Raw genomic sequence first — 14,099 nt, forward strand, 5'->3', positions numbered from 1 at the left:
CGACTAGTCGACCCGGACCATCTGCCGTGTCATCTTGAGGTCCCCGGCCTCCAGGACGTAGCTGTAGAACCCCGAACCGAGACGACGCGCATCGAAGACGACCTGGTGACGGCCGGCAGGGTAAACCCCGTCGACGAGACGGGCTACTTCCTGCCCCAGGAGATTGTACACCGTCAGCCGGGTCATCCCGGTTTCGGACAGCTCGAAAGGGATCCGGGTCGTTGCGTTGAAAGGGTTGGGGTAGTTGAGGCCCAGTGCCGGACGTGTGGGAAGTGCGGCGCGCGCTTTTTGTGCACCACCGGGTATGGCAAGCCTGTCGATCACATAAATGCCCCTGAACCGATAGGTTCCGCCTTTTCCGAGAGGCCCCGCCGCGTCGTGTCGCAGTTGCAGTTGCCGTTCCTCCGTGCCGTCGAAAAAGCGCAACTGCAGCGAGTCTCCGGACCGGAACCCATCCACCTCGTCCGTGAGGAAATCATCTCCCCACACGGTCAGGGCATGCGGTGCCGCCGTCCAGACGATCACGCCTGCACACGCGCCGGAAGGCGTAATGGCCGCCACCTCGTCGCCCGCTTTGAACGGATAGACCGGTCCCTCCGGGAACACCACGACGGCCTGATTGCCGGTGTTCGCGTGGCAGTCCGTGAAATGATGCTGTGCCCGTCCTCCGGTCGCCGCCAGCATCCCGAGCATCCCGAGTCCCCATAACGTGCGCTTTAAGTTCGGTGCCATGGATGCGTTGACGGATTGGATCAGCAGGGGAGCACGACCTCGGGGATATAGCAGGACCATTCAGGACCGGGCAGGGGCTCCGTGAGGCGCCGGCTTTCCTTCCGGTGCTTTCGGGTTCATGAACGCCCGCTCCTTGCGCCGGGCAGAATATGCTGTGATCCCGGCCCGGCACCGTTGGCGCGAGTGTGGCAAAAGTGCAACAAATCTGTGACACCGGGTTTGCGTGGCGGCAGGGGAAACCGGGGCGGCATGTTTTGAATCTTCCCGCCGGAATCGCTACGTTCAGCCACCTCCCAACTGCTTCGTATGCCGCCATGTCCTACCGTCCTCTTGCCCTCCTATGCCTTGTGGCCGTTCTGCCGGCGGTCGTCGCGCAGGCCCGGCAGCCCTTCACCGTCGAGCAGGTGCTCAGCGCGCCGTTTCCTTCGGACCTGGTGGCCGCGCCTGTGGGGGCGCGTGTAGCCTGGGTGTTCAATGCCGAAGGCGTGCGCAACCTCTGGGTGGCCGACGGGCCGGATTTCCGGGGCCGGCCGGTGACGTCTTACGCCGAGGACGACGGCCAGCCGCTCGGCGACCTGGTCTTCACCCCGGAGGGCGAGCGGATCATCTACGTACGCGGGGGCGACCCGAACCGGCAGGGAGAACACCCGAACCCGGCAGGTCATCCCGACGGCGCAAAACAGGAGATCTGGATCGTCCCGGTGGCAGGCGGCGCCCCGCAACGGCTGGCCGAGGGACAGGCCCCGGCCGTCTCGCCCGATGGTCGTACCCTGGCCTTCCTCCGTCGCGGGGAGGTCTGGTCCGTCGCGCTCGACCACGGTGAACCGGAGCCGAAGCAGCTCTTCGAAAGCCGGGGACGTGCGCGCCAGCTCCGCTGGTCGCCCGACGGCGCACGGCTCGCTTTCGTGAGCGATCGCGGGGACCATGCCTTCATCGGCGTCTACGAGCCGGCCACCCGCCGCCTGCGCTACCTGGATCCGTCACTCGACCAGGACATGGATCCGGTGTGGTCGCCGGACGGGCGGCGCATCGCGTTTATCCGCATCCCGCACGAACGGCAGGTGTTGCCTTTCATGCCGCGTCGCGAAGCCCTCCCGTGGTCGATCCGCGTGGCCGACGTCGAGACGGGCCAGGGGCGCGAGGTGTGGCGGGCCCGGCCGGGTACGGGCAGTGCCTTCCGCGGCCTCTCGGCCCAGAATCAACTCTTCTGGGGAGCGGGCGACCGGATCGTCTTCCCCTGGGAAGGAGACGGATGGACGCACCTCTACGCCGTGCCGGTGGCGGGTGGTGAAGCCACGCTGCTGACCCCCGGCCCCTTCGAGGTGCAGTTCGTCTCGATGACGCCGGACCGCCGTGCGCTGCTTTTCTCGTCGAACCAGGACGATATCGACCGGCAACACGTGTGGCGGGTGGCGGTGACGGGCGGCCCTCCGCAGCCGGTCTCCTTGCGGCACCGGCATGCCGATGGCGCCGGCATCGAGTGGGCCCCGGTGATGACCGCCGACGGAACGGCGATCCTGGCGCTGGCCTCCAGCGCGACGCATCCCGCCCATCCCGCCCGGCTCGACGGCGATACGCTGCAATGGCTGGCGCCCGAAGCGATCCCGGAGGATTTTCCGACCCGGCATCTCGTCACGCCCCGCCCCGTCGTCTTTCCGGCAGCCGACGGCCTGCCGATCCACGGGCAACTCTTTCTTCCGGGGGACCATGCGCCGGGCAGAAAATACCCGGCCGTGCTTTTCTTTCACGGCGGCTCGCGACGGCAGATGCTGCTCGGCTTTCACCATCGCGGGTACTATCACAATGCCTACGCTTTCAACCAGTACCTGGCAGCCCAGGGCTTCATCGTGCTTTCGGTCAATTACCGGAGCGGTATCGGGTACGGGATGATGTTTCGGGAAGCCCTGAACTACGGGGCGCGGGGGGCCAGCGAGTTCAACGACGTGCTCGGGGCCGGCCTCTATCTCCGCAGCCGCGACGACGTGGACCCCGGCCGCATCGGGCTCTGGGGCGGTTCCTACGGCGGCTACCTGACGGCCCTGGGACTCGCCCGCGCTTCCGACCTCTTTGCCGCCGGCGTCGACCTGCACGGCGTGCACGACTGGAACGTGGTCATTCGCAACTTCGTGCCGGCCTACGATGCCGCCACACGCGAAGAGGTGGCCCGTCTGGCCTTCGCCTCCTCCCCCCTGGCCTTCATCGACACATGGCGCTCGCCGGTGCTGCTCATTCACGGCGACGACGACCGTAACGTACCCTTCAGCGAGTCGGTGGATCTGGCCGAGGCCCTCCGGCGGCAGGGCGTGTCCTTCGAGCAGCTCGTCTTTCCCGACGAGGTGCACGGCTTCCTCCTTCATCGAAGCTGGACGGCCGCCTACGAGGCCGCCGCCGATTTTCTCATCCGGCACCTGAAAGCGGACGAGCGCCCGTGAGCGGTCCGGTCACCCTTTCTACGTCCAAACTTCATGATGGGCCGTCGTATCTTGGGGCTCCCGACAAACGTTCCTCTCGAAAGGGTTCATGACTGTTTCACGTGCACGCCGGGCCGGGTGGGGCGGGTTCGTCCTGCTGGGGCTGTTTGTGCTGGCGCGATGCGCCGGCTCCGGGCCGGCCGTACCGGCCGCGCCGCCTGCCGGCGCGCCCGAGGCCCCGCGCGGCCCGGCCTACACCACCGTCTTTTTCGACGCCGGTGCGCTCCGGCAGCGTGACGAACGCACCGGCGAGGTGACGACGCTCCTGGCCGGTGCCCGCTACGCCGGCCCGCGGGTCCATGCGCCCGCCGGCGACCGCCTCGCCTTCGGATACGTGGCCGGCGACAGCAGCCACCTGGCCGTGCTCGACCCGGCCACCGGTGCCGTGCACACGCTGCACACCGCCGCCCGGAACACCGTCTACACCGCCGCGTGGTCGCCCGACGGCACGGCCCTCGCCTTCGGCTTCTACGCACCGCGCCGCACCGACGACGGCGCCGAGGAGATGGGGCCGGGCGGGATCCGCATCGCCACCGGCGACGGCCCGGCCCCGTTCGCGCGGGCGGTCGTGCGCGATGCCGGGTGCCGGGCCGCCCGCGCCGTCGAAGCCTGGCTCCCCGGCGGCCGCCTCGTCGTCCGGGACCAGCGACAATGGGACCGGCGCACCCTCTACGTCGTCTCCCCCGAGGACTGTGCGGACCAGGCCCGCATCGACGCCCGCAAGATGCATGCGGTCACCTTCTCGGCGGACGGCCGGTGGATGGCCTACCTCGAACGCAACCTGCGCTACAACCGGGAAAACCGGGCCTATGAGCCGGATACCACCCTCTTCGTGGCCGATGCCTACGGCAACGATCCGCGCCGGGTGGCCGGTCCCGAGGCCCGCCCCCGCCGTCCGGCCTGGTCGCCGCGGGGCGCGCAACTCGCCTACGACCGGCTTGCCCCGGACAACCCGGCGATCCGGCAGATCTACTTCTACGAGCCGGCCGAAGCCCGGCACACGGTGCTCAGCCCGGAGGCCCTGGTGCACGAGGCGAACCTCCGGTGGTCGCCTTCGGCCACCCGTTTCGTCTTCGACCGGCGGCCGGATGCCGTCACCTTCCAGAAGGTGGTGCGTATCTTCGGCGGCTACCGGGTGGTGGACGAAACGACCGCCGCCGGGCGTCTGGCGACAACCTGGGGCTGGCTCGACGACGAGCACCTGGTCCTCCTCGACGACGGCCGGGTCCGCCTCGTCGACGTGAACGCCGAACGCGCCGACACGCTGCACGCCGGATCGCAGCTGCTTCATCTGAAAGCCCGTTGAACCGCACCGCGCGCCATGCCCACCCTGGAAGATGCCATCGCTCTGGCCGTCGAGGCCCACCGGGGACAGCGGGACAAGGCCGGAGCCCCCTACGTGCTGCACGTCCTCCGTGTCATGCTGGCCATGCCGGACGAGACCGCCATGATGGCCGCCGTGCTGCACGACGTGGTCGAGGATACCGGCTACACGCTGGACGACCTGCGCGCCGCCGGCTACCCCGAGGCGGTCGTCTCCGCCGTCGACGCCCTGACGCGCCGCCCGGGGGAAACGTACGAGGCGTTCGTCCGGCGCGCCGCCGCCCATCCCGTGGGCCGTCTCGTCAAGCAGGCCGATCTGGAGGACAACATGGACCTGCGGCGCCTCGGACCGCTCACCGAGGCAGACTGTGCCCGGCTCCGGCGGTACCGGGACGCCTGGGCCTGGCTCTTGGAGGATGCAGGGCCCGCTCCCGGCGGATGACGGCATGCCGTGCCCCGAAACGCTCTTTATTCCACGAATCGGAGGGGAAGCATCATGGAAAGACGGAATGTCTCCTCGGGAACGAAATGGGAGCCGGTGGTAGGGTATGCCCGCGCCGTGCGCGTCGGCCCGCACGTGCACGTCTCCGGCACCACGGCGACCGACGCTACCGGCGCCCTCGTCGGGGCCGGCGACGTCTACGCGCAGACCGTCCAGACGCTGCAGAACATCCTGGCGGCGCTTCGTGCGGCCGGCGCCGGCCCGGAACACGTCGTCCGCACGCGGATCTACGTGACGAACATCGAGGACTGGGAAGCTGTGGGGCGGGCGCACGGCGCGGTCTTCGGGGCTGTTCGCCCGGCCACGTCCATGGTCCAGGTGGCCCGCCTGATCGACCCGGAGATGCTCGTCGAGATCGAGGCCGACGCCTACGTGCCGGAGGATTGAAGCCGTTTCCCGGCCCCCGGATCGCGGGCGCGAACATCCCCCCGGCCTGCGAGTACACCTTTGTTGTTTCCGACATCACGTACTTCAAAAGGTATTTTATCGTGGCAAACGCAAAGCAAGGGGATTCCGTCGAGGTGCATTACACGGGCAGGCTGAAGGACGGAACGGTGTTCGATTCGTCGGAGGGCCGTCCCCCGTTGTCCTTTACGCTCGGGGCCGGGCAGGTCATTCCGGGTTTCGAGGAAGCCGTCCTCGGGATGGCGGAAGGTGAGACGAAGCAGCATACGATTCCGCCGGAGGAAGCGTATGGCGCGTACCGGGAAGACCTCGTCGTGCCGATTCCCCGCGCGCACCTTCCTCCGGGTGCTCCGCCCGAGCCGGGCCAGCACCTCGAACTGCACCTGCGCGACGGCGGAGTCATCCAGGCCCGCGTCGAAGCCGTCACGGACGACGCCGTCGTCATCGACGCCAACCATCCCCTGGCGGGCCAGACGCTCGTCTTCGATATAGAACTGGTCAAGATCCGTTGAAGGTTTTTCGGGGTCGGGAACCGGTTTCGTGAGGGGCGCATTGGCGCCTGCGCGGGGCGTGTTTCGAAGGAAAGCGCCGTGGTTGACTCGGGAGACGCCGGCACCTATATTTTGCATGCGCTGGCGAGGAAGGGGGCCGGTTCATACGAAAGGGCTCCCGTTCTTCGTTGGCTTTTTGTGTCCCTGACGGTATAGTCGGTCTCCACGGTGCCGATACCCCCACCATGACGTCTCCCGCGGGCGGTCCGCGTGCCCTGCGCCCCGGGCGCCGGGTGGGCCGTATGTAAGCGCCTCCGGGTGCCCGCGGGGTATGCGCAGGCCCAAAAAGACGGTCCGTATGCCGAAGAATCGATACTATTACTACGACCAGGAGCAGTGTGCCTTCGTCGAGCACCGGGCGACGCGGGCACAACGGGTCAAAAAGGCGGCCGGCGTTGCCGTGGTGGCCCTTATGCTGGCGGGTGTTTACGTCTGGGGGTTCGATCGGATGATCGAGACCCCGCAGGAGCTGGCCCTGAAGGCCGAGAACGAGGCGCTTCAGGAGCAGCTTGCCCTCGTCGGGGAACGCATGGCCGCCTTCTCCAAAGAGCTGGAGAAACTCTCGGAGACGGATCAGCGGCTGTACCGGTCCCTGCTCGAAGCCGAGCCGATCTCCGACGACGTGCGCCAGGTCGGAGTCGGTGGGGCCGATGCCTACGAGGAGTATAGCCGCTTTTCGGCTTCCACGTCGTCGCTTTTGCGGCAGACGGCCCGTCAGATCGACCAGCTGGAGCGCCAGATCGGCCTGCAGAATGCCAGCTACCGGGAGCTGACGCGGCTGGCGGAAGAGCATGCGGCCCGTATGACCGAGATGCCGGCCATCCTGCCGGCCGACGGTCCGGTTGTCTCCGGCTTCGGAATGCGTTTCCACCCCATCCTGCGCGTCCGGCGCATGCATTACGGCGTCGACGTGCTCGTGCCCCGGGGCACGCCGGTCGTTGCTACCGGCGACGGGGTCATCGAAGAGGCCGGCAAGGGTTCCGGTTACGGCAATTACGTCAAGGTGAAGCACCCGACCCTTGGCTACAGCACCCTCTACGCCCATCTTTCCCGCATTCCCGGGCACATTCGCCGGGGACGGAAGGTCAAGCGCGGCGAGGTGATCGGCTACAGCGGCAACACGGGCCTTTCGAACGCCCCCCACCTGCACTACGAGGTGCACGACGCCGACGGTCGCGCCCTCAACCCGATCTTCTTCTTCGCGCCGGGCCTGACGCCGACCGAGTACCAGCGCCTGCTGGAAGCGGCCGAGCAGTCCACCACCTCGCTCGACTGAACGCGCGCCGGGACGGGGAAAAACGCTCCGGTTCCGGCACGAACGGGTTTTTTCGTGTAGTCCCCGGCATCCGGGGAACCAAATCCGCTTTGCTTGCTTTTGTCAAGCCGACGTGCTATAGTGCTCCACCTGCGGTAGCGCTGCCTGTGCGCTCCGGCTCCATGCACTTTGCCCATCGAGAGACTATGTACTGGACGCTGGAACTTGCCTCGTACCTCGAAGATGCGCCCTGGCCGGCCACACGGGATGAGCTCCTGGACTACGCCGAGCGCACCGGGGCTCCGATCGAGGTGCTGGAAAACCTCCGGGCCCTCGAAGACGATGGTGAGCCCTACGAAAGCATCGAGGAGATATGGCCGGACTACCCCACGGCCGACGACGACTTCTACTACGAAGACGAGTAAATGAGGGGAACCTCCGGCCTGCCGAACGGGCCGGAAACGGAGAATCGGGCCGTCGTCCGGTTCCGTCATCTGCTTCCGCTGCTTTCGTGACGTGCGCACTGGTCAGGGCGGTTGTGCTCGGTCTGTGGGTGGGCCTGGGTCTCCACCCTTTTTTTGCGTTTGCGCAGGCCGACCGCCCGGCGGCCGACACCGTTGCCGCACCGCCCATCGTCAGCGAGGTGCGTTTCGCGGGCACTCCCTTCTTTCCCGATGAGACCCTGCGCCTGCACGTCCGCACCCGCGCCAACCGTCGCTTTCTGGGTATTCCCGGCCTGAACTGGTGGCTCTGGCTCTACCGCCTCGGTGACACCGTGGGAGGCGGGGTGGGGCGGGCCCTGATGGCAACCGGAGAGGCCCCCGCCCACCTCGATACCCTGGTCCTCCGGGCCGACGTCGAACGGCTCCGGCTTTTCTACGCCCGCGAGGGGTTCCGTGCGGCACAGGTGGCGGCCCGGGTTCGGCCCACGCGGGATCCGGACCGGGTGCGGGTCGTCTTCGAGATCGAGGCCGGGCAGCCCACCTTCCTGCGGCAGGTCCGGTACGATGGTGTCGAGAGCCTGACGCCGGAGCAGCAGCGGCAGCTGAGCCGGGCCACGCTCCTGCGGCCCGAGCGCCTCGATGCGGGACAGCCGCTGCGCTTCCGGGTCCGGGACAGCCGGTATTCCGCACCGACGCTGCTCGAGGAGGGGCGCCGCATCCTGGCCTTCCTCCGCCGGGAAGGGTATGCCGCCGTCACGCGCGACTCCATCCACGCCATCGTCATACCGGTCCGCCCGGATTCGTTCGACGTCGTATTTCGCATCCGGCCGGGCCCGCGCTACCGCTTCGGCGACGTGCACTTTCACGTGAGCGGCCCCCTGCCGGAGGTCCCCGCCCGCACCGACACGCTGCGGCTGCCGCCGCCGGCCGACAGCGTGGCCGGCGGCCTGTTGACCGTGCATCGGGAGGGAGAAAACCGGATCGACGCCGGGCTGCTGACCCGCACCCTGCGCTTCCGCCCCGGCGACTGGTACAACCAGGACCTCCTGCTGGCCACCAAGCGCCGCCTCGACGCCACCGGCGTTTTCGCCTTCACCGACATCCTGCCGCTTCCCGGTGACACGGTGCGCCTGCGGCCGGATGCACCGCCCCGCCTGCCGCATCGCATCGACCTGCGCACCCGGCCCCGCCACCAGATCCGCCTCGAGACGTTCATGCTCCAGCGCAGCGGGGCCCTCGCCGACGCCGACAACGAACTCGGCACCGGCCTGGGCGTCTCGTACGAGAACCTGAACCTCTTCGGCAGCGGCGAAGCCTTCAGCCTGCGGGCCACCGGCTCGGTCGCCTTCGACCTCGACGCCCGCTTCGGCGTCACCTCGTCGCAGTGGGAGGTCAGCGCCGCACTGGCCTATCCGTACCTGATCTCGCCGTTTCACGGCCTGGAACGCACCCTCGGCCTCTTCGACGCCCGGACGCGGCTCTCGCTCAGCCTGCTGGCCGCACGCCGGGAAGCCCTCCGCCTGGTGCTGCGCGGGCGCGGCGCGGCCCGCTTCCGCCTGGAGATGCGCCACAACCCCATCGTCACCTCGCTCGTCGACCTGCTCGACATTACCGTCAACAACCCCGACACGCTCGACGGCTTCCGCGAGGCCTTCCTGGAGGACGTGCTCTCGTCCATCCGGGATACCGTGCAGCAGGCCCAGATCATCGAAGACTACACGCAGCCGCAGATCAACAATGCGCTCCGGTATACCCTGCGCTCGGCACGGGTGAATCCGCTGACCCGCGACCGGGGACACGCCTACGAGGCGGCCTTCGAGGTCGGCGGCAACCTGCCCTACCTGCTGGACCGCTTCGTCTTCTCCCCGGACACCCTCGAAGGAACCCTGCCGGGGCTGCCCTTCTTCGGCGGGGATCGCTCGACAAACCGGCTGCTGTATCGGCAGTACGTCCGTTTCGTCGCCGATCTCCGGCACTACGACCGGCTCAGCCCGCGCTCGGTCTTTGCCTGGAAACTGCTGCTCGGCGTGGCGCATCCGACCGGCCGGTCGGACATCGTGCCCTTCGACCGGCGCTTCTACAGCGGCGGCGCCGCCAGCGTGCGCGGGTGGCGCCTGCGCGAACTCGGTCCCGGTACGGTCTCCTTTACCCGAAACACCACGACGACCGACGGGAACGAAGACGGCACGACCAACATCCTCGGCGGGGACATCAAGCTGGAGGGCAGCCTCGAGCTGCGTAACACGTTTCTGGAATCCGTGCTGAAGGCGGACTGGATCGTTGCCCTCTTTGCCGATGCCGGCAACGTCTGGTTCGGGCCCCGCAACCCCGGCACCCGGGAGGGACGGTTCCGCTTCGAAACGTTCTTTCAGGAGCTGGGCGTCGGGGCAGGCCTGGGCATGCGCATCGCCTGGGAATACCTCATCCTCCGGCTCGACCTGGCTGCCAAAGTGCATGACCCCGTGCGGCAGGGGGAGCTGTTGCCGGACGGCCTGCGTAACCCGTTGCTCCACTTCGGCATCGGCCATACCTTCTGACCGTGCCTCCGGGCCGGGAAGAATCGGCGAAGCCGGAACAGCCGCCCCGGCCCCGCGCTTCTACGCCCGCTGCCTGAACCGAGACTGCCGCTCATGCCGACCCTGCACAACGTCTTCAGCACCCTGCGCGGGCTCCACCGGCGGCTCTTGCGCCGGGAAGAAGACGCGCGCCTGCGCCGGATCGTCGACACGCTGCGGGAAACCACGGCGTTTCGGGCGCTCGCCCGCCGGGATCTGTGGGCACTCGCCGAGGCCGTACATCCGCGTCACTACCACCCCGACGAGTATTTCTACTATGAAAACGATCCGGGGCTGGGACTCTACGTGGTGCAGCGCGGCCGCGTACGCCTGCTGGTCGAAGACGGCGACGGGGGGCTGCAGGAGGTGCGGCAGGTGGGCGAGCACGAGCTTTTCGGGGAAAGTGCGCTCTTCGGCACCGCCGAGCTGCGGCGTACCGAGACGGCGCAGGCCGTCACCGAGACGGATGTGCTCGGCTTCTTCAGTCCCGACCTGAAAACGCTGCAACGGCGCAATCCCCGGGCTGCCGCCGCCGTCACGGGCGCGCTGGCACGACACCTGGCCCTGCGGCAGGTGGCCCTGCTGCACCGGCTCTCCGAGCGCGACGGCAAGGTGGTCACGATGCGCCTGTTTCACGAAACCGGTGCCTCCGCGGTCGGGTTGCCCCCGTACACCGCCCGGCGCTGAGTTTACTGCGCTTACCCCGCTCTGTCTCGTAGCCGTGAAGAAAGGCACCGAAATCGTCCTCGACATCGAAAAGTTCGCCGACCGGGGCAAATCGCTCGCCCGCGTCGACGGCTACGTCGTCTTTGTGCCCGGCGCCGTGCCGGGGGACCGTGTGCGGGCGGCCGTCATCAAGCGGAAGAAGAACTACGCCGAGGCCCGCCTGCGCGAGGTGCTCGTGCCGAGCCCGCTGCGCACCGAGCCCCGCTGCCGGTACTTCGGCACGTGCGGCGGCTGCAAATGGCAGCACGTCGCCTACGCGGCGCAGTGCGAGGCCAAGCGGCAGAGCGTGGCCGACGCCTTCGTGCACCACGGCGGCTTCGAGGCCGTCGAGGTGCGCCCCACCCTGGGCGCCGATCCGATCTACGGTTACCGCAACAAGATGGAGTTCTCCTTCAGCGCCGAGCGGTGGCTCACGCCCGAGGAGATCGCCTCCGGCGAGGACTTCGACACCGGCTTCGCGCTGGGGCTCCACGTGCCCGGCAACTTCCACAAGGTGCTCGACCTGACGGAGTGCCACCTGCCGCCCGAGATCAGCGTACGGTTGCTGAGCGGCGTGCGCGCCTTCGTCCGCGAGCAGGGCTGGAAGCCGTGGGACATCCGCCGCCACGAAGGGTACCTCCGCCACCTGGTCCTCCGCACGGGCACCCATACGGGCGAGGTGATGGTCAACCTGGTCACCAACGGATGGGCCCCGCCGCGCATGGAGCGCATGGCCGCCTACCTGCAGGAGCACTTCCCCGAAGTCACCACGTTCGTCAACACCATCAACACCGGCCCGGCGCAGACCGCCTTCGGCGAGGCCATCCACACCCTCTACGGTCCCGGCGTCATCCACGACCGCATCGGCCCCTACACGTTCGAGATCGCCCCGAACGCCTTTTTCCAGACGAACACGCGGCAGGCCGAGCGGCTCTACGAGGTGGCTCGCGACTTCGCCGGGCTGCGGCCGCAGGACCTGGTCTACGACCTCTACTGCGGCGCCGGGACGATCTCCATCTTCGTGGCGGAGCGGGCGCGGCACGTCGTGGGCGTCGAGCTGGTCGAGGAGGCCGTCGCCAACGCGCGGGCCAACGCCGCCGCCAACGGCGTCACGAACTGCACCTTCGTCAGCGGCGACCTGATGCGGCTCTTCACCCCGGCGTTCGTCCGCAAGCACGGTGCCCCGGACGTCCTCATCGCCGACCCGCCGCGGGCCGGCATGCACCCGAAGGTCGTCGAGCAGATCGGCCGCCTGCGGCCGGAGCGCTTCGTCTACGTGAGCTGCAACCCGCTCACGCAGGCCCGCGACCTGGCCCTGCTCCGCGACGTCTACGAGATCGAGGTCGTCCAGCCCGTCGACCTGTTCCCCCACACCCATCACATCGAGAGCGTGGCGAAGCTGCGCCGTCGCACCCGGCCCTGACCCAGGCACCACCGTGGAAACGAACGCGCCCCGGAACACCGCCTCCACCGGAAAGACCGCCTTCGTGACGGGCGGGACGGGCTTCGTCGGAAGCCACCTGGTCGAAGAGCTGAAGCGTCGCGGCTACGGCGAGGTGCGGTGCCTGGTGCGCCGCCGCCGCAAGTGGCTCGAGGGCCTGGACATCGTGCCGGTGGAAGGCGGTCTGGACGACGAGGACGCCCTGCGCGAGGGCGTGCGCGGCGTGGACTACGTCTACCACGTCGCCGGGCTGACGCGGGCCACCGCGTGGGACGCCTTCGAGGAGGCCAACGTGCGGGGCACGCTGCGGCTGCTCGACGCCGTCCGCGCCGTCAACCCGAACGTGAAGCGTGTGCTCGTCACGAGCAGCCTGGCCGCCGTCGGCGAGGCGGACGTGCCCGTGGCCGACGAGACGACTCCGCTGCGGCCCATCAGCCAGTACGGCAAGAGCAAGGCGCTGATGGAGGAACGCCTGGCTCCCTATCACGCCGACCTGCCCCTGGTCGTCGTGCGCCCGCCGGCCGTCTACGGCCCCCGCGAGGCGGACATCTTCACCTTCTTCAAGACCGTCGACCGCGGCCTGTGCCCCATCGTCGGGGAGGCGCACCGGCCCGACCTGAGCCTCGTTCATGTGCGCGACCTGGTGCGGGGCATGGTCGATGCCGCCGAGCACGAGGCGACCCCCGGCGAGACCTACTTCATCGGCAGCGAGGAGCACTACAGCTGGGCGCAGATCCGGGATGCGACGATGGCGGCGCTGGGCAAGAAGGCGCTCACGGTGCCCATCCCCGGCGCCCTCGTCGAGGTCGTCGGGACGCTGGCCGAGGGGGTGGGGCGGCTCCTGGGCACGTATCCGCCCCTCAACCGGGAGAAGGCCCGCGAGATCCGCCGCGCCTGCAAGATGTGCGCGGTGGACAAGGCCCGCGCCCACTTCGGCTACCGGCAGACGATCCCGCTCGAGGACGGCCTCCGGGAGACGATCGCCTGGTACCGCTCCGCCGGATGGCTCTGAGTTGCATGCTGTCGTTTCTTCCCATGACGTCGAACCACCTTCCCTTCGCGCGGGGCCTCCGGGGCCTCATCTTCGATCTGGACGGCGTCCTCATCGACTCCGAGCCGCTGCACGAGGAAGCCGAGCGCCGCGTCTTCGAAGCCCTGGGCCTGACGCTGACGCCCGCACACTTCCGCGAGATCAAGGGGATGGTGACCCGCGAAGCCATCGCCCACCTGCTGCATCGCTGTGCGGGGGAAGGGCACGACGTCGACGCCGTGGTGGCCCGCAAGGAGCGCCTGTTCCACGACCTGCTGGCCGGCGTACAGCCCGTCCCCGGCGCGCTGGCGTTCCTGCGGCGGGCGGCCCCCCGCTTCGAGCGCCTGGGCCTGACCACCTCGTCCGTGCCCGCCACGCAGCGGTTCGTCTTCGACCGCTTCGGCCTCCACCCGTACTTCCACGCCGTCGTGACGGCAGCCGATGTGACCCGGCCGAAGCCCGACCCGGAGCCCTACCGGCTGACGGCGCAGCGGCTCGGCCTGCCGCCCGAAGCCTGCCTCGTCATCGAGGACTCGGTCAACGGCGTGCGCTCGGCGGCGGCGGCCGGCTGCCGCGTGGCCGGGCTGACCACCTCGTTCGACGCCGCAGCCCTGCGCAAGGCCGGGGCCCACGTCACCGTCGCCGGCTTCGACGAATTTGCCCGGCACCTGGGGTGGTGAGGCGTT

The 14,099-nt window shown here is 68.8% G+C and carries 13 protein-coding genes; 12 read left to right on the forward strand and 1 reads right to left on the reverse strand.

Annotation, left to right across the window (positions count from 1 at the left end; translation table 11 throughout):
- Window positions 1–3: 3 nt before the first annotated feature.
- Window positions 4–732: a T9SS type A sorting domain-containing protein gene (locus GQ464_RS10955; RefSeq protein ID WP_228350214.1), complete on the reverse strand. Its 729-nt coding sequence runs from the start codon at window positions 730–732 to the stop codon at window positions 4–6.
- Window positions 733–1,046: 314 nt separating this feature from the next.
- Between GQ464_RS10955 and GQ464_RS10960 the strand changes: the two genes are divergently transcribed.
- From GQ464_RS10960 to GQ464_RS11015, 12 genes are all read left to right on the forward strand, one after another.
- Window positions 1,047–3,164, forward strand: coding sequence for a S9 family peptidase (locus GQ464_RS10960; RefSeq protein ID WP_166981193.1), 2,118 nt, complete (start codon window positions 1,047–1,049; stop codon window positions 3,162–3,164).
- A gap of 88 nt (window positions 3,165–3,252) precedes the next feature.
- Window positions 3,253–4,509 carry a TolB family protein gene (locus tag GQ464_RS10965; protein WP_228350215.1) on the forward strand — a complete coding sequence of 419 codons (1,257 nt, stop codon included), beginning with the start codon at window positions 3,253–3,255 and terminating at the stop codon, window positions 4,507–4,509.
- A gap of 15 nt (window positions 4,510–4,524) precedes the next feature.
- Window positions 4,525–4,968: an HD domain-containing protein gene (locus GQ464_RS10970; RefSeq protein WP_166979103.1), complete on the forward strand. Its 444-nt coding sequence runs from the start codon at window positions 4,525–4,527 to the stop codon at window positions 4,966–4,968.
- 54 nt (window positions 4,969–5,022) lie between these two features.
- Entirely contained in the window at window positions 5,023–5,415 is a 393-nt protein-coding gene (locus tag GQ464_RS10975; protein WP_166979106.1) for a RidA family protein, read from the forward strand.
- A gap of 134 nt (window positions 5,416–5,549) precedes the next feature.
- Window positions 5,550–5,945 carry an FKBP-type peptidyl-prolyl cis-trans isomerase gene (locus GQ464_RS10980; protein ID WP_423816186.1) on the forward strand — a complete coding sequence of 132 codons (396 nt, stop codon included), beginning with the start codon at window positions 5,550–5,552 and terminating at the stop codon, window positions 5,943–5,945.
- 337 nt (window positions 5,946–6,282) lie between these two features.
- Window positions 6,283–7,260, forward strand: coding sequence for a M23 family metallopeptidase (locus GQ464_RS10985; RefSeq protein WP_166979112.1), 978 nt, complete (start codon window positions 6,283–6,285; stop codon window positions 7,258–7,260).
- A gap of 185 nt (window positions 7,261–7,445) precedes the next feature.
- Window positions 7,446–7,664 carry a DUF2795 domain-containing protein gene (locus GQ464_RS10990; RefSeq protein ID WP_166979115.1) on the forward strand — a complete coding sequence of 73 codons (219 nt, stop codon included), beginning with the start codon at window positions 7,446–7,448 and terminating at the stop codon, window positions 7,662–7,664.
- An 86-nt stretch (window positions 7,665–7,750) separates the two neighbouring features.
- On the forward strand, window positions 7,751–10,219 hold the full coding sequence (locus GQ464_RS10995; RefSeq protein ID WP_166979118.1) for a BamA/TamA family outer membrane protein: 2,469 nt from the start codon (window positions 7,751–7,753) through the stop codon (window positions 10,217–10,219).
- A gap of 93 nt (window positions 10,220–10,312) precedes the next feature.
- A complete protein-coding gene (locus tag GQ464_RS11000) occupies window positions 10,313–10,924 on the forward strand; it encodes a cyclic nucleotide-binding domain-containing protein (protein ID WP_166979121.1) in 612 nt (203 codons plus the stop codon).
- A 34-nt stretch (window positions 10,925–10,958) separates the two neighbouring features.
- Window positions 10,959–12,365 (forward strand): 23S rRNA (uracil(1939)-C(5))-methyltransferase RlmD, encoded by a 1,407-nt coding sequence (rlmD, locus tag GQ464_RS11005; RefSeq protein ID WP_166979124.1) that lies wholly within the window; start codon window positions 10,959–10,961, stop codon window positions 12,363–12,365.
- 13 nt (window positions 12,366–12,378) lie between these two features.
- Window positions 12,379–13,395 carry an NAD-dependent epimerase/dehydratase family protein gene (locus tag GQ464_RS11010; RefSeq protein ID WP_166979127.1) on the forward strand — a complete coding sequence of 339 codons (1,017 nt, stop codon included), beginning with the start codon at window positions 12,379–12,381 and terminating at the stop codon, window positions 13,393–13,395.
- A gap of 23 nt (window positions 13,396–13,418) precedes the next feature.
- Window positions 13,419–14,093, forward strand: a complete 675-nt coding sequence (locus GQ464_RS11015; RefSeq protein WP_228350216.1) for an HAD family hydrolase — start codon at window positions 13,419–13,421, stop codon at window positions 14,091–14,093.
- Window positions 14,094–14,099: the final 6 nt, after the last annotated feature.

Origin of the sequence: Rhodocaloribacter litoris, from assembly GCF_011682235.2 — a bacterium.
Lineage (GTDB): Bacteria > Bacteroidota > Rhodothermia > Rhodothermales > ISCAR-4553 > Rhodocaloribacter > Rhodocaloribacter litoris.